The sequence below is a fragment of the Stenotrophomonas sp. 24(2023) genome, assembly GCF_030913365.1.
In the GTDB taxonomy this organism is placed as follows: domain Bacteria; phylum Pseudomonadota; class Gammaproteobacteria; order Xanthomonadales; family Xanthomonadaceae; genus Stenotrophomonas.
The window spans coordinates 1,167,371-1,189,021 of record NZ_CP133160.1 but is presented as its reverse complement, the minus strand read 5'-3'; the positions used below and the strand labels follow the sequence as shown (position 1 = coordinate 1,189,021).

The 21,651-nt window shown below is 68.2% G+C and carries 18 protein-coding genes; 12 read left to right on the top strand and 6 right to left on the bottom strand.

The window, feature by feature from the left end; all coding sequences use genetic code 11:
• Nucleotides 1-34: 34 nt before the first annotated feature.
• A complete protein-coding gene (locus Q9R17_RS05230; protein WP_308157378.1) occupies nucleotides 35-796 on the bottom strand; it encodes a 20S proteasome subunit A/B in 762 nt (253 codons plus the stop codon).
• An 89-nt stretch (nucleotides 797-885) separates the two neighbouring features.
• Here Q9R17_RS05230 and folK point away from each other — a divergent pair, with 89 nt between their 5' ends.
• The gene (gene folK, locus Q9R17_RS05225) at nucleotides 886-1,386 is read left to right on the top strand and encodes a 2-amino-4-hydroxy-6-hydroxymethyldihydropteridine diphosphokinase (protein ID WP_308157377.1); all 501 of its coding nucleotides are present in this window, start codon (nucleotides 886-888) and stop codon (nucleotides 1,384-1,386) included.
• A gap of 58 nt (nucleotides 1,387-1,444) precedes the next feature.
• On the opposite strand, the gene Q9R17_RS05220 is transcribed toward folK, so the two are convergent.
• Nucleotides 1,445-2,182, bottom strand: coding sequence for a pteridine reductase (locus Q9R17_RS05220; RefSeq protein ID WP_308157376.1), 738 nt, complete (start codon nucleotides 2,180-2,182; stop codon nucleotides 1,445-1,447).
• A gap of 57 nt (nucleotides 2,183-2,239) precedes the next feature.
• Here Q9R17_RS05220 and Q9R17_RS05215 point away from each other — a divergent pair, with 57 nt between their 5' ends.
• Nucleotides 2,240-3,424, top strand: coding sequence for an SAM-dependent methyltransferase (locus Q9R17_RS05215; protein ID WP_308157375.1), 1,185 nt, complete (start codon nucleotides 2,240-2,242; stop codon nucleotides 3,422-3,424).
• A 2-nt stretch (nucleotides 3,425-3,426) separates the two neighbouring features.
• Nucleotides 3,427-3,813 (top strand): VanZ family protein, encoded by a 387-nt coding sequence (locus Q9R17_RS05210; protein WP_308158287.1) that lies wholly within the window; start codon nucleotides 3,427-3,429, stop codon nucleotides 3,811-3,813.
• 188 nt (nucleotides 3,814-4,001) lie between these two features.
• Here the strand turns inward: Q9R17_RS05210 and Q9R17_RS05205 are convergent, their stop codons facing one another.
• The 3 genes from Q9R17_RS05205 to Q9R17_RS05195 form a co-directional block, all read right to left on the bottom strand.
• The gene (locus Q9R17_RS05205; RefSeq protein WP_308157374.1) at nucleotides 4,002-6,356 is read right to left on the bottom strand and encodes a family 20 glycosylhydrolase; all 2,355 of its coding nucleotides are present in this window, start codon (nucleotides 6,354-6,356) and stop codon (nucleotides 4,002-4,004) included.
• Between the two features lie 111 nt (nucleotides 6,357-6,467).
• On the bottom strand, nucleotides 6,468-9,131 hold the full coding sequence (locus tag Q9R17_RS05200) for a TonB-dependent receptor (RefSeq protein WP_308157373.1): 2,664 nt from the start codon (nucleotides 9,129-9,131) through the stop codon (nucleotides 6,468-6,470).
• 152 nt (nucleotides 9,132-9,283) lie between these two features.
• Nucleotides 9,284-10,300 (bottom strand): glucokinase family protein, encoded by a 1,017-nt coding sequence (locus Q9R17_RS05195; protein WP_308157372.1) that lies wholly within the window; start codon nucleotides 10,298-10,300, stop codon nucleotides 9,284-9,286.
• 372 nt (nucleotides 10,301-10,672) lie between these two features.
• Between Q9R17_RS05195 and Q9R17_RS05190 the strand changes: the two genes are divergently transcribed.
• The 6 genes from Q9R17_RS05190 to Q9R17_RS05165 all read left to right on the top strand — a co-directional run bounded on the left by Q9R17_RS05190 (nucleotide 10,673) and on the right by Q9R17_RS05165 (nucleotide 19,555).
• On the top strand, nucleotides 10,673-11,962 hold the full coding sequence (locus Q9R17_RS05190) for a sugar MFS transporter (RefSeq protein ID WP_308157371.1): 1,290 nt from the start codon (nucleotides 10,673-10,675) through the stop codon (nucleotides 11,960-11,962).
• 39 nt (nucleotides 11,963-12,001) lie between these two features.
• Nucleotides 12,002-13,069, top strand: coding sequence for a LacI family DNA-binding transcriptional regulator (locus Q9R17_RS05185; protein WP_308157370.1), 1,068 nt, complete (start codon nucleotides 12,002-12,004; stop codon nucleotides 13,067-13,069).
• An 8-nt stretch (nucleotides 13,070-13,077) separates the two neighbouring features.
• Nucleotides 13,078-14,106 carry an SIS domain-containing protein gene (locus Q9R17_RS05180; protein ID WP_308157369.1) on the top strand — a complete coding sequence of 343 codons (1,029 nt, stop codon included), beginning with the start codon at nucleotides 13,078-13,080 and terminating at the stop codon, nucleotides 14,104-14,106.
• Nucleotides 14,106-15,254, top strand: a complete 1,149-nt coding sequence (nagA, locus tag Q9R17_RS05175) for an N-acetylglucosamine-6-phosphate deacetylase (RefSeq protein ID WP_308157368.1) — start codon at nucleotides 14,106-14,108, stop codon at nucleotides 15,252-15,254. The genes Q9R17_RS05180 and nagA overlap by 1 nt, the downstream gene beginning before the upstream one ends.
• Nucleotides 15,251-16,318: a heparan-alpha-glucosaminide N-acetyltransferase domain-containing protein gene (locus Q9R17_RS05170; protein WP_308157367.1), complete on the top strand. Its 1,068-nt coding sequence runs from the start codon at nucleotides 15,251-15,253 to the stop codon at nucleotides 16,316-16,318. Before nagA ends, Q9R17_RS05170 begins: the two co-directional genes overlap by 4 nt.
• A 180-nt stretch (nucleotides 16,319-16,498) precedes the next feature.
• On the top strand, nucleotides 16,499-19,555 hold the full coding sequence (locus Q9R17_RS05165; protein WP_308157366.1) for an autotransporter outer membrane beta-barrel domain-containing protein: 3,057 nt from the start codon (nucleotides 16,499-16,501) through the stop codon (nucleotides 19,553-19,555).
• A 13-nt stretch (nucleotides 19,556-19,568) separates the two neighbouring features.
• Here the strand turns inward: Q9R17_RS05165 and Q9R17_RS05160 are convergent, their stop codons facing one another.
• Nucleotides 19,569-19,718, bottom strand: a complete 150-nt coding sequence (locus tag Q9R17_RS05160; RefSeq protein WP_308158414.1) for a hypothetical protein — start codon at nucleotides 19,716-19,718, stop codon at nucleotides 19,569-19,571.
• A 68-nt stretch (nucleotides 19,719-19,786) separates the two neighbouring features.
• On the opposite strand from Q9R17_RS05160, the gene Q9R17_RS05155 reads away from it, so the two are divergent.
• From Q9R17_RS05155 to Q9R17_RS05145, 3 genes are read left to right on the top strand one after another with little or no spacing between them, the layout of a single operon-like run.
• The gene (locus Q9R17_RS05155; RefSeq protein ID WP_308157365.1) at nucleotides 19,787-20,827 is read left to right on the top strand and encodes a S41 family peptidase; all 1,041 of its coding nucleotides are present in this window, start codon (nucleotides 19,787-19,789) and stop codon (nucleotides 20,825-20,827) included.
• A 6-nt stretch (nucleotides 20,828-20,833) separates the two neighbouring features.
• Entirely contained in the window at nucleotides 20,834-21,169 is a 336-nt protein-coding gene (locus Q9R17_RS05150) for a hypothetical protein (RefSeq protein ID WP_308158286.1), read from the top strand.
• Between the two features lie 48 nt (nucleotides 21,170-21,217).
• A complete protein-coding gene (locus tag Q9R17_RS05145; RefSeq protein WP_308157364.1) occupies nucleotides 21,218-21,649 on the top strand; it encodes an SseB family protein in 432 nt (143 codons plus the stop codon).
• Nucleotides 21,650-21,651 lie beyond the last annotated feature (2 nt).

Here is a 21,651-nt window from a genome sequence, read left to right as displayed (position 1 = left end):
CATGCAGGGCCTGGCAGGGGGGCCGGGCCGTGGATCAACCACCACGCCCCCCGGTGGGCCCGGCACCTTCCCACGGGAACCGGGGCAGGCTGGCCACGGCCTGTTCCAGCCGGTGCGACCAGTTGCGGTGGATGTCCGCATACAGCGGTGAATCACCGGACAGGCGCAGCTGCTGGGTCAGTTTCAGGTCGCCATCGCGCAGCAGGGCCAGGTCGATCGGCAGGCCCACCGACAGGTTCGAGCGGATGGTGGAATCGAGCGAGACCAGCGCCGTGCGCGCAGCATCCTCCAGGCCGGTGGCCGGGGTGAGGATGCGGTCCAGGATCGGCTTGCCATACTTGGATTCACCGATCTGCAGGTACGGCGTTTCCGGCGAGGCGGCGATGGCGTTGCCCAGCGGGTAGACCATGTACAGCCCCGGACGCTCGCCGGCGATCTGCCCGCCCAGGATCAGCGTGGCCTGGGTGTTGACCCCATCATGGCCATGCCCGGCGTCGTGGCCATGCACCTGGCTGTCCACCAGCAGTGCGCCCACGTACCCGGCCGCCTCGAACAGGTGGCGGCTGTCGCGCAGGTTCGGCGTGCGCCGTTCCTGCGCATCGCGGTGCAGGCGCGAGACCAGCAGCTGGGTGGTGGCCAGGTTGCCGGCGGCCATCAGCACGAAGGTCGCCTCGCCGGGGTAATCGAACACATGCAGCTTGCGGTGCACGCGTACATCGTCCAGCGAGGCATTGGTGCGGGTGTCGGCGGCGAAGACCAGGCCCTCGTCCACCTCGATTCCAACGCAATAGGTCATGGCTGTGCCCTATCATGTGCGTCCCGGATTGTAGGCAGGCCACCGTGACGATGGCATGCCTGCGCCCCCCCCCAACGCCGCCGAACCGCATGACCACCGTGCTCCTGAGCCTGGGCAGCAACATCCAGCCCCGTCGCTACCTCCATGCGGCGGTGGAAGCCCTGCGCGAGCGCTTCGGCGCCATCGTGGTGTCCCCGGCGTACCGCACCGCTGCGGTTGGCTTCGAGGGGCCTGCGTTCGTGAACAATGCCGTGGCCCTCACCACCGACCTGCCGCTGCAGGTGCTGGACGATTGGCTGCACGCGCTGGAGGACGCCCATGGCCGCGACCGCAGCGGGCCGCGTTTTTCCGACCGGACGCTGGACGTGGATGTGGTGTTCTATGGTGACCTGGTGGTGGAAGGCCCGGGCCACCTGCGCATCCCGCGGCCGGAGCTCAAGCATGCCTTCGTGCTCAAGCCGCTGGCGGACATCGCACCGCACTTCATCGATCCGGTCAGTGGGCACGACCTGGCCACGCTGTGGCGCGCGCACCGGCAGCATGGGGATGCCTTCGAAACGGTGACGCTGGCCCCCGACGCGGTGGATTGACCCGCCACGGCGCTACCGGCCGAACGGATCGGCAGCGCCGGGCCAGGCCCGGCGGATGTCAGCTGACCGTCCGCCCGCCATCCACGCGCAGGGTGTGGCCGGTGACGAAGTGCGCCTCGGCCACCAGCCAGTAGACCGCTTCGGCAATCTCCTCGACGGTACCGGTGCGTGCCAGCGGCGTGCGCTGCAGCAGGGCCTGGCGGGCGAAATCATCCTTGCCCTGTTCCGGCCACAGGATCGCGCCGGGGGCCACGGCATTCACCCGCACCTTCGGTGCCAGCTCCAGCGCCAGCGCCCGGGTCGCCATTTCCAGCGCGGCCTTGGCCATGGTGTAGGCGGCATGGTCGCGCATGGGGTCGGTGCCATGCAGGTCGGTCAGGTTGACGATGCTGCCCTGCTGGCGGCGCAGGTGCGGTGCGGCGGCCTGCGCCAGCAGCAGCGGGGCGCGGGCGTTGACCGCATACAGCGCATCCATCGCCTCGGCGGTGATCTGCCCCAGCGGGGTGGGGAAGAAGTTGGAGGCGTTGTTGACCAGCGCATCCAGGCGGCCGAAATGCGCCACGGCCTGCTCGACCAGGTCGGGCAGGGTGGTGGCGTCGGCCAGGTCGGCCTGCAGCGCCAGCACGCTGCCCGGGCGCTGGTTGTCCAGGTCGAAGGCCAGCTGCTGCAGCTCGCCGCTGGAAGTGTGCGCGTGCAGCACCACCGACCAGCCACAGGCGTGGAAGTGGCGGGCGATGGCAGCGCCGATGCGGCGTGCGCTGCCGGTGATCAGCACTACCGGGGCGGTTTCGGTCATGAGGGGCCTCCTGGGCTCGGCTATCCTGTACCCATTGTCACCGCAATCGAAGACACCATGCAGTCCACCCTGCCCCTGCCCGAAGCCGATGCCCTGGCCCACAGCGACCAGCTTGCCGACGCGCTGCGCGCGGAAATCCGCGCCCAGGGCGGCGCCATCCCGTTCTCGCGTTTCATGGAGCTGTGCCTGTACACCCCCGGCTGGGGCTACTACAGCGCCGGGGCCAGCAAGTTCGGTGGTGGCGGCGATTTCACGACCGCCCCGGAAATGGGGGGGCTGTTCGCGGCTACGGTCGCCAATGCGCTGGCCCCGGTGTTCGGCCAGCTGGGGCCGCAGGCGCGCCTGCTGGAACTGGGCGGCGGTACCGGTGCCTTCGCCGAGGCGGTGCTGCTGCGCCTGGCCGAACTGCAGGCCGTGCCGGCCCGCTACGCCATCCTCGAGCCCAGTGCGGACCTGCGCCAGCGCCAGCGCGAGCGCCTGCAGCAGAACCTGCCGGTGGAACTGAGCGGCATCGTGGAATGGCTGGACCGCCCCTTCGATGACGACTGGGAAGGGGTGGTGTTCGCCAATGAAGTGATCGATGCGCTGCCGACCCCGCGTTTCCTGGTCAAGGACGGCGAGGTCTACGAGGAAACCGTGGCACTGGATGCGCAGGACGGTTTCGTGCGCGGCGCGCAGCCGGCCGACATCCTGCTCAACGGCGCGGTGCGGCACCTGGAGCGCTACCTTGAAAAGCCCTTCGCCGACGGTTACCGCTCCGAAGTGCTGCCGCACCTGCCGTACTGGCTGCAGGCCGTGGCCGGTGGCCTGCAGCGCGGCGCGCTGCTGTTCGTGGATTACGGCTACACCCGTGCCGAGTTCTACCAGCACGACCGCGACGATGGCACCGTGCGCGCGTTCTACCGCCACCATGTCCACAATGAGGTCTATCGCTGGCCCGGCCTGCAGGACATCACCGCCTCGGTGGACTTCACCGCCATGGCCGAGGCAGGCCTGCACAGCGGCTTCGACCTGGCCGGCTACTGCAGCCAGGCCAGTTTCCTGCTCGGCAACGGCCTGGACCAGGTGCTGGCGCTGGCCGATGAGCGCACCGACGAGGTGGGCCGCGTGCAGCTGCGCGACCAGGTGAAGAAGCTGACCCTGCCGACCGAGATGGGCGAACGCTTCCAGGTGATCGGCCTGCAGCGCGAGGTCGATTTCGAGCCGGCCTTCGAACTGGGTGACCTGAGCTGGCGGCTGTGAGCGTGCGCGCGGGGGCCATCAAGCCGCTGCGGCGGCCGGTGCTGTGGGCCACGCTGTGGTGGTTGGCGGTGCTGGTGGTGATCGTTGTCTGCCTGATTCCGCCACCGCCGATTCCCGTGCCGGAAAATGGCGACAAGGTGGAACACTTCCTGGCGTACTTCATCCTGGCCGGGAGCGCGGTGCAGTTGTATCGGCGTGGCCGGCCGCTGGCATGGGTGGGCGTGGGGCTGGTGCTGATGGGTATCGGCATCGAGTTCGCGCAGGGGGCGCTGACCGCCGACCGCGTGGCCGACCCGATGGATGCACTGGCCAACGGCATCGGTGTGCTGGCGGGCCTGGCCATCGCCGCCACCCCGCTGCGCGACCTGCTGCTGCGCTGGCGCGGATGATCCGCACCGGCATGGCGGCTTGAGGCGGCTGTAGATCCACGCCATGCGTGGATGCTGTTGGCACCCCGCGAAAATCCGCCAGGCATGGCCTGGCGCTACCGGGTACCGCGGGGTCTACACCAGACATGGCCTGGCGCTACCGGATGCCACGGGGTCCACGCCAGGCATGGCCTGGCGTGCCGCTTGGGCTACTTCAACGTCACTTCATCCAGCACCCACATCGCCGGGCGGGTGTCGCCGGTGAAGTTGATGCACAGGTCACCGCTGCCGGCCGTGCCCTTGGGCAGTGCGGCAGTCAAGGTGACGAAGCCGTCGGCATCGGGCGCGGCCGGCAGCGGGACTTCGGCCAGCACCTTGCCGGTGCAGTCGCCCCGGCGGATGCGCATCTCACCGTGCGCGCGCCTGGCCTTCTCGAACACGCGCTTGGGCTCGTCGTGGGCCAGCTGGAAGTAGTACGGAATGCGGCCGGCACGCACGCTCACCGAGGTGATGCCGTCCAGGTTGGCCTGCGGCCAGCGCCAGCAGGGGGTGAAGATATCCACCTTGAACACGGCGCGGGCGCCCTCGCGCGGGCCGTCATCTTCCAGCCGCAGCACCAGCCCGTTCTTGCCGGCGCAGTTGAGCAGTTCTTCGCTGGGGCGATGCAGCAGCGACTGGGCGGTGAAGCTGGCCACCGTCGGTGCGGCTGCCAGCATCTGGCCCTGGTAGAACGCGGCTGCCTGCACGGTGGCCGGCAGCGTGGCAGACAGCGGCTGCTGGTACAGCGGCGACTGTGCGGTCACCGGCTGACCGTCGGTGCGGTAGCGCACCTCATAGCCCAGCGGGTTGGCCAGCGAGACGGTCACCGTGTTCGCGGCGCGGTCATCGCGGTAGTCCACGCCCACTTCGAACGGGGTCTGTGCATAGGCCAGGCCCCAGGCGCGGTAGCGCTCCAGCTGCGAGGGCAGGCGGGCGAGGAAATCGCGGAAATCACGGCGCTCGGCCGGGCTCCAGCCGGTTTCGGCCACGGCGGCCAGCCGCGGGAACAGGTTGTGCTGCAGGCGCGCGTAGGTACGCGTGTGCTCGGTGAACATGTTGGCCTGCAGGCCCAGGATGTGGTGGCGCTTGTCGGCGGGCAGTTCGGCCGGCACCGGCTCGAAGCCGTACAGCTTGCCGAGGTTGACCTGGGTCGGCCGGCCCGGCGGCTCGTTCGGCGAGGCGGTCTGCAGGTAGTCCAGGTACAGGTAACCGACCGGCGACATCACCACGTCATGGCCGGTGCTGGCGGCTGCCAGCCCGCCTTCGGTGCCCTGCCAGGACATCACCGTGGCCTGCGGCGGCAGACCACCTTCGAGGATCTCGTCCCAGCCGATCAGGCGCCGGTCGTGTTGTTCCAGGAAGGTTTCCAGGCGCTTGATGATGTGGCTCTGCATGGCCATCTCATCCTTGATGCCGAGCGCGCGCATGCGCTGCTGCACCTGCTTCGATGCCTTCCACTGGTCCTTGACGGCTTCGTCGCCACCGACGTGCACGTACGTGGCCGGGAACAGCTGGATCACTTCTTCCAGCACGTTTTCCAGGAAGGTGACGGTGCTGTCTTCGACGTTGAACAGGTTCGGGAACACGCCCCATTCGCTGGTCGGCTTCAGCGGCGTGCTGATCGTGCCCAGCTCGGGGTAGGCGGCGATGGCGGCGGTGGCATGGCCGGGTACATCGATTTCCGGAATGACCTGGATATGCAGCCTGGCCGCATAGGCGATCACCTCGCGGATCTGTTCCTGCGTGTAGTAGCCGCAGTACGGATGCTCCTTGCCGGTGGCCGGATCGATGCCGCCATCGCCCGCCGGCAGGCGGCAGCTGCCGGCCTCGGTCAGTTTCGGGTAGCGCTTGATTTCCATGCGCCAGCCCTGGTCATCGGTCAGGTGCCAGTGGAAGGTGTTGAGCTTGTGCGCGGCCATCGCATCGAGCACGCGCTTGATCTCGTCCAGGCTCTGGAAATGGCGGGCCGAATCAAGCATGAAACCGCGCCAGGGGAAGCGCGGTGCATCCTGGATCTGCACGGCCGGCAGCGCGCCATGGCTGCCGCCGGTCGCCAGCTGCGCCAGCGTGGTGGCACCGTAGAACAGGCCGGCCTCGTTGCCGGCCTGCACCACCACGCCCTGCGCGGTGCTGTCCAGGGTGTAGCTCTCGCCGCTGTCGCGGAAGGTGGGGATGATCTCGAAGCGGATGCTGCCGCCCTTGGCCGCGCCGTTGCCGGTGGCCGGCGCCAGGCGCGGGCCGCCACTGCGGGCGAGCAGGTCGGCGAACTGGGCGGCCACCCGTTGCGCGGCCTCGCCCTCGGCCAGCAGGTGCGTGCCCGCGCCAAGCGTGATGCCGGTGCCGTTGCCGCGCTGCACGTTGGCCGGTGCGGGAATGAGCATCAGGCTGCCGGCGCGCAGCTGCGGGCCAGGGGCATCGGCGCTGGCCGGTGCATCGGCCGCCAGTGCCGGCAGCGCCGGCACGGTGGCCAGCAGGGTGCTCAGCAGCAGGAAGGTACGCAACCTGGCGCGGGTGGGCTTCGTCATCGGAAGGACTCCTGGGGTCTGGTGCGGTAAAGGCTATACATGAAAAACGCCGGGCCCGGAATGATCCAGGCCCGGCGTGCGTGCACTACGTAGCGATGATGCTGCCAGCGATCAGTACTTGAAGCGGAAGTTCAGGTAGTACTGGCGGCCGTTGCTGTAGAACGAGGTCGGGATGGCCGCGGTCTGGTAGTACTTGTAGGTCGGGTTGTTGAGGTTGAGCGCATCCAGGCTCACGCTCAGCCACTCGGTGGCCTTGTAGCTCAGCGACGCCGACAGGGTGCCGAAATCATCCTGGTAGTACGGGTTGGCGCCGGACAGACCGATCAGGAACGACGAGCGGCGGGTGTAGCTCACGCGGGCGCCGAAGGTCTCGTTCTCGAAGTAGGCACCGACGTTGTAGGTGTTCTTCGAGGTGCCCAGCAGGTTGTCGGTACCGTCAGCCCAGGTATGCGAAGTGCTGCCGTTGGCGTAGGTGTAGTTGGCATTGACGCCGAAGTACTCGCCGATCGGCTGCTCATACGCCACTTCGATGCCGCGCACCTTGCCGTCGGCATTCTTGGGACGCGAGATGTCATATTCCTCGAGCTTGTTGGTCAGCTCGCTGAACAGCATCTGCTTCTCGGTGCTGAAGGCCACGTAGTCCTTCAGGCGCATCGAGTACGCACCGATGGACAGCAGGCCGCGCGGCATGAAGTACCACTCCAGGTTGGCGTCGAAGTTGGTCGACACCACCGGCTTCAGCTTCGGATTGCCACCACCGCCGGTCTTGTTCAGGTCCGAGCCCCACGAGGACGCGCCCAGGGCCGAGAAGTCCGGCAGGGTCTGGGTCTGCGATGCGGCGAAGCGCAGCACCAGGTCGTCACGCAGGTCGAACTTCAGGTTGGCGCTGGGCAGGACACGGTTGTGCTTGTTCTCGAAGGCCTGACGCGTCCAGGCACCGAACAGGCTGCTCACGTCCGGCACAGTCGAGCCGGTAGCGGTCGCGTAGGTGTCGATGTCCTGCTTGATGTTGACGTAGCGCAGGCCGAAGTTGCCGCTCCAGCCGTCACCGGCGAAGTTGCTCTGCACGTAGGCGGCGAAATTCTTCTCGGTCACCTTCCATTCGGCGCCGTAGTTGTGGCGGCCGGTCGGGCCGTCATTGCCGGACAGCCAGGTGGAGTTGTTGGTGACCGCATTCTTCAGCGCGCCCGGGGTGTAGTACCACAGGTTGCGCGGGAAGGTGCCACCGATGTCGCCGGCAAAGCCGCTGGGATAGTTGCCGGTGGCACTGCCCTTGAGTGCCGCCCAGATGTTGCCCGGGGTGGCGCCTTCCGGCGACAGCGCTTCACGCTTGTGGTCGGCGTAGCGTGCACCGAAGTCGATCGAGGTCAGCGGGCCGGCGCTGTTGAAGTACTGGGTGAAATCCAGGTTGGCCCACTTTTCCTTGTCTTCAGCGGTAACCTGCTGGTTGCCCCAGGTACCGAAGCTGGTCACGCCATTGGGGCTGATGTCGCCGCCAACGTTCCAGTCGATCGGCGAGCCGTTGCCATGGGTCGCCCAGCTGGCACCGCCGCCATTGGCCACGGTCACTTCGGCGATGTACTGGCGCGGGGTTTCGCCGGTGCCCTTGGTGCTGCCGGCCTGGAACTTGGAGACCAGGTTGTCGTTGATCTGCCAATCGGCATCGAAGGTGATGTAGTTCGTCTTGGCGGTCGACTCGCGGTAGATCATGTCGTACACCGCGTAATCGGTGCCCGGCTTGCCCGCATAGGTCGCGTTGGTCAGCACGCCATCCTTGACCACATAACCTGGGTTCGGCGCCTGGTTCTTGGCAAAGCTGTTGCCGAACATCATGAAGTTGCGGTTGTAGTTGTTGGCCTTCAGCTCCGAGGTGAAGCCATTCAGGCCCAGGGTCAGCGAGTCGTTCGGCTTGAACTGCAGCGAGATCAGGCCGCCGTTGCGCTTGCGGGTCTGTTCAAACAGGGTCGAACCCAGCAGGCCGGGGACCTTGACGCCAACCAGATCCGGGTTGGTCTGTGCCACCGGGTCCTTGCTGGTGATGGTGAAGAAGCCGCCCGGGATTTCCTGCGCTTCGCGGCGCAGCTCACGCTTCTGGCTGAAGGCCTGCACCATCACGCCGAAGTTGCCTTCGTCGTTCTTGTAGTTGAACAGTGCCGACAGCTGCGGATCGGTCGACTTGGCCTGGTCCGAATACACCGCGCCAATGGAACCTTCGGCCGTGAACTGCTTGGCGAACTCCAGCGGCTTGCGGGTGATGATGTTGACCGTACCGGTGGTGCCGCCATCCTGCAGCTTGGCCTGCGAGGACTTGTTCACTTCCACCGAGCTGACCAGTTCCGACGGCAGCAGCGAATAGCTGACGCTGCGGCCCACGTTGTTGCCCTGGCTGAGCACGAACCAGTCCGCCGAGGCGACGGTGTGGCCGTTGATCAGGGTCTGGGTCAGGCTCGGGCTGGTGCCGCGCAGGCTGACACGGTCGGCTTCGTCGAAGCCGCCTTCATCGGCGCTGGACGAGCTGATGTTCACGCCCGGCAGGCGCTGCAGGGTGTCGGCCACGTTGTGCGCGGGCAGCTTGCCCACGTCTTCGGCGGTGACCACTTCCACGCGCGCGTTGGATTCGCGCTTGGTGTCCAGCGATTTTTCCATCGAACCGCGGATGCCGGTGACCTGCACGGTGTCCAGGTCCGTGGCGGTCTGCGGCGCCTGCTGCGCGTGCGCGCTGAAGGCAAGGCAGCTGACGATGGCTGCAGAAAGCAAAGTCTTGCGGGTGTTCATGATGTCTCTCCTCATCACTCGATGGTTGCCGGCTGCGGCGTTCGATTTACGGTTGCGTTGGCCTGCGCGGGTGTGGGGCATCCCGGCGGTGTCTGCCACGTGGTGCGTACTGCGTTTTCGGTGCTGCTGAAGCGGTAGCGCGTGGATGGATCTCAGGAGTCCTGGTGGCCCAGGTACCAGCTGGCGGCGCCGATGACGCCCAGCTGGCCGTGTTCGACCACCTTCACCGGGATGCGCTCGAGCTGCTCGCGCATCGGTCCCTTTTCCAGGTAGCGGCTGATGAAGGTGCTGTTCTTCAGGTAATCGCGGATCTGGGTGAGGATGCCGCCGGCCAGGTAGACACCGCCCTGCGCCCCGTAGAACAGGGCCATGTCGCCGATGGTGCTGCCGAGCAGGCCGCAGAACACATCCAGGGCCTGGCGGGCGAGGGCATCCTCGCCGGCGATGGCCGCGGCGGTCACTGCGTCCGGGCTGGCCAGCGTGGCCGGCTGGTCCTGCAGGGCGCACACCGCCGTATACAGGTTCATCAGGCCGGGGCCGGACAGGGCATGCTCGATCGACACATGCGCGCGGCTGCGCTGCATGTGGCGGACGATGGCCATTTCCAGTTCGGTGGTGGCCGCCAGGGTGGGCTGGCCGGCTTCGGTGGGCAGCACCACCGGGCCGTGCGCGGTGGGAATCCACAGCGCGGCGCCCAGACCGGTGCCGGGGCCGACCACCAGGGTCGGGCCGCGCGGCGCGCTGTCCGGCCCGCACAGGTGCAGCACGCCGCTGGCGTCCACCTGCGCGGCGGCATGGGCCACCGCTTCGAAGTCGTTGACGATGTACACGCGCTCCAGGTCCAGGTCGGCTTCGATCTGGCGGGCCGACAGCGGCCACGGCACGTTGGCGGTGATGACCGTGCCATCCTCGCGGGCGTACCCGGCCGTGGCCACCACGCAGTGCGCCGGGCGCGGGCCGGTGCCGATGAAGTCGGCCAGGATCGCGCTCAGGCCGGCATGGTCGGCATTGCGGTACTTGCGGTAATCCAGCAGCTGCACCGGGTGGGTGTCATCGCCGCTGGCCTGCACGCGGGCCACCCGCACATGGGTGCCACCCACATCGGCAGCCAGGAACACCGGCGCGGCGAGGGACAGGACATGGGCCGGGGCGGGGTGGCTGGCGGTCACGCGGGCTCCTGCGGATGAGGGAGGCCACCCCGTCACAGGGGGGCTGTTGGGCCGGAGTCTGTCGTGGTGCTGACAACGATGTCAACGAGTTCGTGACACTTTCGTTGCTGCGCCGCAACGATTGCGGTGGCCCGGAAACGTTTACACGGCGTGAATCCGCTTTTGCCGTGCAATCCGTTGTGCCGCTTGGCGCTTGGGGTTCCCGCGTATTCAGTACGACCCCGGATGTCCTGTGCTGCTCCGCAACATCGCGTTCACGGCATCGCGATGCGAAGTTGACAAACCGCGCCTGTCCATCGAAAGAATGTGACAACGTTGTTCCCAGCCACTCTCCGACGCCGCGCCGCGGCCGTCGCCGCAGGAGCCTTCCCGATGTCCGCTGTCTCAGCTGCAAGCGCGCGCCCGAACGTGGCCACCTCCATCGCCATCGTCGGCGTGCTGTTCTTCCTGATCGGCTTCTTCACCTGGCTCAACGGCCCTTTGATCACCTTCGTCAAGCTCGCCTTCGAGCTGGATGAGGTCGGCGCCTTCCTGGTGCTGATGGTGTTCTACCTGTCCTACTTCTTCCTGGCCCTGCCTGCCTCGTGGATCCTGCGCCGCACGGGCATGAAGAAGGGCCTGAGCCTGAGCCTGCTGGTGATGGCCGGTGGCGCGGCCCTGTTCGGCGAATTCGCCACCCAGCGCTGGTACCCGGGCGCACTGGGGGGCCTGTTCGTGATCGGCAGCGGCCTGGCCCTGCTGCAGACGGCCATCAACCCTTACATCTCCATCCTTGGCCCGATCGAGACCGCTGCGCGCCGCATCGCGCTGATGGGCATCTGCAACAAGATCGCCGGCATGCTGGCCCCGGTGCTGATCGGCACGCTGGTGCTGCACGGCATCGGTGACCTGGCCAGCGCGGTGGAAGCGGCCGATGAAGCCACCAAGGCCAGCCTGCTCAACGAATTTGCCGCCAAGATCCACACCCCGTACCTGGCCATGGCCGGCGTGCTGGTGGTGCTGGCGGTCGCCGTGCTGTTCTCGCCGCTGCCGGAAATCAAGCCGTCCGAGGCCAATGCCACCCCGGCCGGTGCCGGCGCCAGTGAACGCCGCAGCATCTTCCAGTTCCCGCACCTGTGGCTGGGCGTGCTGTGCCTGTTCGTCTACGTGGGCGTGGAGGTGATGGCCGGCGATGCCATCGGTACCTACGGTCACGGCTTCGACCTGCCGCTGGACCAGACCAAGATGTTCACCTCGCTGACCCTGTTCGCCATGCTGGTCGGCTACGTGGTCGGCCTGCTGCTGATCCCGCGCGTGGTCTCGCAGTCGCGTTACCTGACCGTGTCGGCCGTGCTGGGCGTGGTGTTCTGCCTGGGCGCCTGGGCCACCCATGGCTACGTGTCGGTGGGCTTCGTGGCGGCCCTGGGCTTTGCCAATGCCATGATGTGGCCGGCCATCTTCCCGCTGGCCATCCGCGGCCTGGGGCGCTTCACCGAAACCGGTTCGGCCCTGCTGGTGATGGGCATCGCCGGTGGCGCGATCATTCCGCAGCTGTTCGCCGTGCTCAAGCAGCACATCGATTTCCAGCTGGTGTTCGTGCTGCTGATGGTGCCGTGCTACCTGTACATCCTGTTCTACTCGGTCGTCGGCCATCGCGCCGGCCTGCCGCGCGACGCGGCCTGATCGGCGATCATGGACGCGCCTACCGCCCAGGAAACGCCCATGCGCAGAGCCACCATCAAGGACGTTGCCGAGAAGGCCAAAGTCTCCCTGAAGACGGTCTCCCGGGTCATCAACAACGAACCATCGGTGATGCAGGCCACCCGTGCACGGGTGCTGCGTGCCATCGCCGAGCTGGATTACGAGCCTGATCCGTCCGCGCGCAACCTGCGCAGTGGCACCACCTTCGTGATCGGGCTGGTGTATGACAACCCGAACCCGTACCACATCATCGGCGTGCAGAACGGTGTGCTGGCGGCGTGCCGGGAGACCGGCTTCGGCCTGCAGATCCACCCGTGCGATTCCAGCTCGCCGCTGCTGGCCGATGAACTGGCCGACTGGGTGCAGCGCTCGCGCCTGGCCGGGCTGGTGCTGACCGCGCCGATGTCCGAGCGCCGCGATCTGGTGCAGGCGCTGACCGCGCGCGGCATCAAGCTGGTGCGCATCATCGCGGCCACCGAAGACCCGGCCGATGGCGCCTGTGTCTACGTGGATGACCGCGAGGCCGCCTACGAGATCACCGAACACCTGATCCAGCTCGGCCACCAGCGCATCGGCTTCCTCTGGGGCGGCACCTCGCACCGTTCCTCCGGCGAACGTTATGCCGGCTACGAAGCAGCGCTGAAGGACTACGGCATGACCGTGGACAAGCACCTGGTGGTGCAGGGCGACTACACCTTCGATGATGGCTTCCGCGGTGCACGCCGCCTGCTGGCGCTGCGCGAGCCGCCGACCGCCATCTTCGGTTCCAATGACGAAATCGCCGCCGGCGTGCTGGCGGCGGCCAAGTCGGCCGGCATGAACGTGCCCTATGACCTGTCCATCGCCGGCTTCGAGGACAGCCCGTTCTCGCGCCAGTCGTGGCCGCCGCTGACCACCGCCAAGCAGGCCACCGAAGACATCGCCCGCCATGCCGCGCGGCTGCTGATCGCGCAGCTGCGCAACGATGCCTATGACGATGCGCCGGCGCCGCTGCACAACCAGGGCTTCGTGCCCCAGCTGGTGGTGCGCGGCTCCACCGCGCCGATGCGCCCGGCCGGCGCCCGTCCCCTCCCTCCCGAACCTGCCTGAGCCTGCCCATGCCGTTGCCTGATGCCTCCGCCACGATGATGTTCAGTGAAGCCGCCGAAGCGGCCGACGTCATCGCCCGCCAGTTCGCCCGCAACCACGCCACGATGGAAACCCTGGCCGCCTCGCTGCGCGCGGCACCGCCGCCGTTCGTGGTGACCTGTGCACGCGGCAGTTCCGACCATGCCGCCACCTACGGCAAGTACCTGCTGGAAACCCAGCTGGGCCGCGTAGTGGCCTCGGCGTCGCCGTCGGTCGGTTCGGTGTACGCCGCGCCGCTGCAGCTGCGCGGCGCGCTGTTCATCGTCATTTCCCAGTCCGGCAAGAGCCCGGACCTGCTGCGCAATGCCGAAGCGGCCAAGGCCGCCGGTGCGCGCGTGGTGGCGCTGGTGAACGTGGAGGATTCGCCGCTGGCGCAGCTGGCCGACACGGTCATTCCGCTGCATGCGGGTGCGGAAAAGAGCGTGGCCGCCACCAAGAGCTACCTGGCATCGCTGTCGGCACTGCTGCAGCTGGCTGCGTACTGGAAGCAGGACAGCGGCCTGCGCTCGGCGCTGGACCTGCTGCCGGCGGCCATGCACCAGGCCTGGCAGTGCGACTGGAGCGCGCTCACCGAAGGCCTGGTGGATGCGCACAACCTGTTCGTGCTCGGCCGTGGCCTGGGCTTGGGGGCGGCGCAGGAAGCGGCGCTCAAGTGCAAGGAAACCTGCAGCCTGCATGCCGAAGCCTACAGTTCGGCCGAGGTCAAGCACGGCCCGATGGCGCTGGTGGACCGTGGCTTCCCGGTGCTGGCGTTCGCCCAGCCGGATGAAACCGGCGCCGGTACCCGTGCCGTGGTGGAGGAATTCACCGCCCGTGGCGCGCAGGTGTGGATGGCCGGGGCCGGTGGCAACCTGCCGGTGGCCGCTGCGCCGCACCCGCTGTGCGCACCGCTGCTGACCGTGCAGAGCTTCTACCGCGCCAACAATGCGCTGGCCATCGCCCGTGGCTTCAATCCCGACCTGCCGCCGCACCTGAACAAGGTCACGGAGACGGTGTGATGGCAACGGTGCTGCGCAATGCCCGCATCCTGGCGGGCGATGACTTCCGCGACGACCTGGCCGTGGTCATCGAGCAGGGGCGCATCACCGCGCTGCTGCCCGATGCGGCCCCGCAACTGGGCCAGGCCGGTGAACAGGTGGATCTGGGCGGCGGCTGGCTGCTGCCCGGTTTCATCGATGTGCAGGTCAATGGCGGTGGCGGCGCGCTGTTCAACAACACGCCCGATGTGGCCGCGCTGCGCACCATTGCCCAGGCGCACCGGCGCTTCGGCACCACCGCGATGCTGCCAACGCTGATCAGCGACGACGTCGGCGTGATGCGCACCGCCATGGCCGCGATGCGCGAAGCCATCGCGCAGGGCGTGCCCGGTGTCATCGGCATCCACCTGGAAGGCCCGTACATCGCCCCGGCGCGCAAGGGCACGCACGATGCCAGCAAGTTCCGCGTGCCCGATGCCGAGGAGATCGCGCTGGCCGCGTCGCTGGACAACGGCGTGACCCTGCTGACCCTGGCGCCCGAGCGGGTGCCGCTGGAAAGCATCCGTGCGCTGGTCGAGCGCGGGGTGATCGTGGCGGCCGGGCATACCGCCGGCACCTACGAAGAGGTCCGTGCCGGATTGGATGCGGGCATCCGCGGCTTCACCCACCTGTACAACGCGATGTCGCCGCTGCAGGGCCGCGAGCCCGGGGCGGTCGGTGCCGCGCTGGAGGACCGCGACAGCTGGATCGGCATCATCGTAGATGGCGTGCACGTGCACCCGGGCAGCCTGCGGGTGGCGCTGGCCGCCAAGCCGCGTGGACGCCTGCTGCTGGTGACCGATGCGATGCCGCCGGTCGGGGCCGACGATCCCAGCTACGTGCTGTACGGGGAAACCATCACCGCCGTCGATGGCGTGGTGCGCAATGCCGCCGGTGCGCTGGCCGGCTCGGCGCTGGACATGGCCACCGCCGTGCGCAACACCGTGCAGCTGCTGGGCCAGCCGCTGGCCGAAGCGGCGCGCATGGCCTCGACCTACCCGGCGCAGTTCCTCAACGTGGATGACCGCCTGGGCCACATCGCCGAAGGCTACCAGGCCGATCTGGTGCTGCTGGACGATGCACTGCAGGTACGTGGCACCTGGATTGCCGGGGATTATCAAGCCGCATGAACGCCGTGCCCTCCGCTCGCCTGGGTTCCATCGATGCCCTGCGTGGCATCACCGTGGCCGCCATGCTGCTGGTCAACAACCCCGGTGACTGGAGCGCGGTGTTCGCACCGTTGCGCCATTCGGAATGGCACGGCTGCACGCCCACCGATCTGGTGTTCCCGTTCTTCCTGTTCCTGGTGGGTGTATCGATGGCCTTCAGCGTGATGCCACGCGCGGCCGCCCCCACCGCGCGGCCGGCGCTGGCACGGGGCGTGCTCGAACGCGCCCTGCGCATCGCCGTGGCCGGGGTGCTGCTGCACCTGCTGATCTGGTGGGGGCTGCACACCGCCAACTTCCGCATATGGGGCGTGCTGCAACGCATTGCGCTGTGTGCGGCACTGGTCGGAATGATGGCGGTGTACCTGCGCCCGCGCGCGCAGGCCGCCGTGCTGGTGGTGCTGCTGGTGGCCTATTCGCTGGTATTGCTGGAGGGCGGTGGCCTGGCCCCGTGGACCAACCCGGCCAGCCGTCTGGATACCACCCTGTTCGCGCCGTTCCTGTACCAGTGGCACCCCGACACCGGCCTGGGCCACGACCCGGAAGGTCTGCTCAGCACCGCTGGCGCGCTGGCCAGCACCGTGTTCGGCCTGCTGGCCGGGCAGCTGCTGCGGCAGGGGCGCACCGCACTGCTGGTGGGGACCGGCGTGGGTGTGGCCGTGCTGGGCGCGCTGCTGGCGGCCGCACTGCCGATGAACAAGCAGCTGTGGACGCCCAGCTATGTGCTGTGGACCGGTGGACTGGCGGCGCTGGCGCTGTGGCTGGCCCACGTGCTGGTCGACCGGCGTGGCTGGCCGGCCCTCGGCCGCCGGTTCGGCGTCAATGCCATCACCGCCTACCTGGGCAGCAGCGTGATGGCGGTCGGGCTGCTGGGCAGCGGTGCCTGGGCGTGGGGCTGGGAGCAGCTGGCCACCGCGATGCCCCATGCGCTGGAACTGGCCTCCCTGCTGCAGGCCCTGGCCTTCGTTGCGCTCTGGTGGGGTGTGGCGTGGTGGCTGGATGCGCGCCGCATCTACCTGAAGATCTGACCCTCCGGCCTGCCGATGGCGGGCCACACCGCGGCGGATGAATACGGGCGCAGGCGTGGCGTGGGCCGGCCGTGCTTGATCGGGCACTCACATCGGCGCAGGTACAACCGCCTACGGCGCCGGATGGGATGCCGCAGCGTCATGTACGGCTGTTCCCGCCCCCGGTTCCAGGAGTGCCGCATGTCCCGTGCCCTCTGCCGCCCACCGCGCCTGCGCCGCCTGGTTGTCGCCCTGCTGCCGTTGCTGTGCGTCCCCGTCGTGCTGGTGGCGGTGGCCCCCGTGGCCCGCGCCGGCTGTGATTCCAGCGCGCCGGTGGCGGGGCAGGCCGTCACCTGCAGTCCGGCAACCCCGAACCCGCAGACGGTCCCGGTGCAGGTCGGCCCAGGTGCCACCGGCGTCACCATCACGGTGCTTGCGGGCGCACAACTGGCCACCAGCAATGCCAACGCGGTGTACATCGATCCGGCCGGTGGTGCGGTCATCAACAACCAGGGCAGCATCGCCGCCAGCGGCACGGTGGGCAGTGGCACCGCAGCGGGCATCAACGCCGATGCCGTGGTGACGGTGAACAACGCAGCCAGCGGCAGCATCACCTCCGCACAGGGCTATGCGCTGTATCTGCTGGGCGGCAGCACGCTGACCAATGCAGGCAGCATCAGCGCACCGGCTGGTTACGGGGTGGCATTCAAGGGCGCCGGTGACAGTACGCTCATCAACCGTGGCGCCATCAACGGCGGCAGTGGCGGCGTGCAGTTCGGCAGCGGCAATGACTACATGGAGATGCACGATGGCACGGTGTCCACGGTGGAACAGGGCGCCGGGGATGACCGCCTGCAGGTGACCGGCGGCACCATCACCGGGCTGGTGCAGCAGGGCAGTGGCCGCGACGATTTCGTCATGACCGGTGGTACCGTCGGTGCGCTGCAGCAGGGTGACAACATCGATACCTTCCGCATGAGCGGCGGGCGCATCATCGGGGCCTTCGAAGATGGCGACCAGGCCTGGATGACCGGCGGGCGCATCGGCCGGGTCAACATGAAACTGGACAAGAACCTGTTCGACATGTCCGGTGGCACGGTGGATGGCAACGTGGTGACCGGCTTCGACACCGATACCGTGCTCATTTCCGGTACGGCCTACATCGGCGGCAACATCAGTGTCAGCGGTGGCGATGACAGCCTGACCCTCACCGATGGCACGGTGCGTGGCCAGGTGCTGATGAGTACCGGCAACGATACCTTCAACTGGAATGGCGGCGGCATCATCTACGGTGCCATCGATCTTGGGCCGGATGACGATGTGGCCACGCTGGCCAACCTCAACCAGTCCCACCTGGGCGCGCTGCCGCGGCTGGACGGTGGCAGCGGCAATGACCGGCTCAACGTCAGCAACGTCAAGACCGGTGGCGTCGGCCGCTTGCAGAACTGGGAGGCCATCAGCCTGGCCAACAGCACCGAGCTGACCTTCGATGGCGATCTGGTGCTCGGTGACAGCGCAACCGGCACCGGTACGCTCACCGTGGATGACACCAGCACCCTCTATGCGGGCAGTGGCGGCCATGCCATCCGCCCCTTCAACGGGGCGGCCCTGGTGGAGATGGTCAATGCCGGGCGCATCGATCTGACCGGGACGGGTGCCGGTGATGTGTTCACCGTGCGCGGAAACTATCGCGGCGACGGGGGCGGCCTGTACCTGCGCACGGTGCTGGGGGCGGACAACGCCATCAGCGATCGCCTGGTGATCGATGGCGGAACCGCCACCGGCACGACCGGTATTGGTGTCCTCAATGCCGGCGGCAGCGGTGCGGCCACCCTGGCCGATGGCATCCTGGTGGTGCAGGCCTTGAATGGCGCCCATACCGCACCCGGGGCGTTCGCGCTGTTCGCGCCCGTGGCCGCCGGTGCCTACGAGTACTTCCTGTTCAAGGGCGGTGTGAGCGCCGGTACCGGCGAGAACTGGTACCTGCGCTCGACCCTGGTGGCCGGGCCGGTACCTGCGCCCAATGGAGGCAACACCGCGCTGCCGCCTCCGCCCACGCCGCCGGGCACGCCCCCGCCGCCCATCGCACCGGCGCCGCCACCCCCGGTGGAAGGCGCCGCCGACCCGGACCTGACCGCCGGTGAAGCCACACCGCCGCCGCCGCCGCCGGAACCGGCACCGGTGGCACCGCCCAGCGATCCGCCGGTACCGGACGTGCCGGTGGCCGGCGGCAGCCTGCCCGGCATGGGCCCGCCGCCCACGCCCGGTGCGCGGCGGCCACGCGCGGCCCTCGTGCCGATCTACCGCCTGGAAACCGCCGCCTATGCCGCCGTGCCACCGGTGCTGCAGGGCCTGCAGCAGGCCAGCCTGGGCACCTTCCACGAACGGCAGGGCGAACAGCGGCTGCTGGTCGGGCAGGGGGCCGTGCAGGGCGGATGGATACGCATGGTCGGGCAGAGCAGCGAACAGCACTGGAAGGGCGACGCGCTGGCCGGTTTCGATGGTGATCTGCTCGGCCTGCAGGCAGGGGCGGATCTGTACGCCAGTGACGGCGATGGCTGGCACCAGCAGGTGGGCGTGCTGGTGGGCCGCACCCGCGCCACCGGCACGGTTAGCGGCCTGGCACTGGCGTGGGAAAACGTGCAGGTCGGGCAGTTGCGGCTGGATGACCGTCATGCGGGCCTGTACTGGACCGGGGTAGGCAACGCCGGCGGCTACATCGATGTGGTGCTGCTGCGCAGCCGCTTCCGCGGGGAGGCGTGGTCCACGCGCGGGCTGGGCATCAATGTGCGGGGCGATGGCACGGCCGCCTCGCTGGAAGCCGGCCGTCCGTGGCCACTGGGGGCGTCAGGCTGGTCGCTGGAACCGCAGGTGCAGGTGCTGTGGCAGCGGCAGTCGCTGGACGATGCACGTGATGCGTTCGCCGCGCTGCAGTTCGACAGCGACACCGCCTGGAGCGGGCGCATCGGCCTGCGTCTGGCCGCCGACCGTGGCCTGGCCGACAATGGCTGGCAGCCCTATTTCAAGCTGGATTACTGGCAGGCGGCCAGCGGTGAGCATCGCGTGCGCTTCGATGGCGAACCGATCCGCAGTGAACAACGGGCCCGCGCGTGGCAGGCCGGCGTGGGCATGGTCGGGCGCTTCAACCGCACGATCAGTGCGTACGCCGTGGCTGACTACACGGCCGATATCGGCGGTGGCCGCGATGCACGGCGGCGCACGCTGGAAGCCACCCTCGGCCTGCGCGCGGACTGGTAGCGCCGACGTTACATCATCCCACCCACGCAGCCGGTGCCACCAGCGCTCCCGCATGATCGGCCAGCACCACCACCGCATGCAGCAAGCCTTCCTCCTCCTGTGGCGGACGCTGCGCTGCTGCATCAGTAAAGGTGTAAATCGCGCCGGGGCGCAGGAGTTTCAATCCCGACACACCGCGCGATTTCCAACAGCGTATGCTGCTGTTTCTCTCTTCCGACGAAGGAGCGTCGAATGCCCGTTGATGTCCGCGTCACGACGCTGGCCTTGGCCGCAGCCGTTGCGATGAGCGCGCTGGCGGCCCCCGCCGCAGCCATCGAACTGCCCACACGGCAGGCACAGATCGAACTGGTGGACATGCTCGAACGCGAAGCGCTCTACCGCGACCGTGTGGATTGGCCGGAAATCCGTGCGCACATGAGTGCCGCACAGGATGATCCGGAAAAGATCCGCGATGTGCTGAAGGACGCCATCGACCGCAGCTCGGGTGGGCATGGTGCCTGGATGAGCGCGGAGCAGATGCATGCGCGGGGACAGCGCATTGGCCGTGTCAACGCCGCCGCTGCAGCGGCGGCGGGTGCACCTGCCACAGCCGTTGATGCGCCTCGTCTTGATCCGCGTATCGGCCGGGTCGGCATCGGCGGATTCGCCGTCGTGCCCGGTCCGACCGGGCAGCAACAGATGCGGGAACGCGCATCGCGCTGGCAGGCTGAGATCCGAGAGCAGGACAATGACACCCGCTGCGGTTGGATCGTGGATCTGCGCGGCAACACCGGTGGCAACATGTGGCCGATGCTGCTGGGCGCCGCGCCGCTGTTGAGGACCGCTGAGGGCGATGACCAGACCGTGGGTGGGTTCGTCACCACCGAAGGCCCCTCGCTCTGGCAATTGACCGCGTCCGGCGTGCGCCTCGGTACGCGCGTGATCGTCGATCTCGGTGCGCCCGGTTTCACATTGAAGCGCGGAGGCGCGCCTGTGGCTGTGCTGACCGGGCCGCGCACCGCCAGCTCCGGCGAGGCGACGGTGCTGGCCTTCCGTGGTCGTCCGGACACGCGCAGTTTCGGCGAGCCGACCCGCGGCGTGTCTACCGCCAATGTGGTGCGTCGATTGGTCGATGGCAGTTCGCTGGTGCTGACCACCAGCGTGATGCAGGACCGCAACGGCCACGGCGATGGGCTGAAGATCGAGCCGGACCAGTACACCGGCGGCGATGCGGCGACCGTCGCCGCCGCCCAGGCGTGGCTGCTGGCACAGCCTGCCTGCAGCGGTGGCTGACCGATGATGATGCTGATCGGCCAGCAGGAGCGCGTCGTGGTGGTCGGCCCGACCGAGGCCCATCACTGCCTGCGCTGCCAGACGGAAACCGACTTCGCCCCGCAGCTGCGCTACAGAATGGCGCGCATCGACCTGTTGTTCGGCTTCGCCTACCAGCGCCGCTACGAACTGGCCTGCACCCGCTGCCAGCACGGCTGGGTGCTGGACACCGTGGCCATGGACCAGCAGCTGGGTGGCGTGCCGATCCCGTGGCGTCACCGCTTCGGCTTGCCGCTGATGCTGGTGGTGGTGGCAGGGCTGGCGTTGCTGGGCTGGCTGTGGCGGTACGGACACATCGCCTGAAGCCCGGGGCTGGTAAAGTCGCACCCGTTAACCACCCTCGGACGCAACATGGAACACGACACCCCCTTCGAACCCCTCAACGACCTGGAAGCACGCCTGGTACAGGCCCAGGACGGCTCGCTGGCCGCACAGGATTTCCTGGACAGCCTGCTGGCCGACCAGGTCTTCGTGCTGCTGGATTCGCCGGTGGAAGCCGATTCGGAATGGGATGAATCGATCACCCCGCTGGTGCTGACCGCCGAAAGCGGCGAGCCGATGTTCGCGGTGTTCTCTGCCGTGGAACGGGCGTTGCCGTGGAGCGAGCAGCTGCCGCAGTTCGACAACGCCCTGCCGGTGGACGTGCTGTGGCTGCTGGGCGCCATGTCCGACGGCGTGGGCATCGTGCTCAACCCGGGCTTCGACCTGGGCATGGAGATGATTCCCGACGCGGTGGTGCACCTGAAGCAGCGCGCAGCGGCGATCACCCGCGCGGCGCAGTAAGC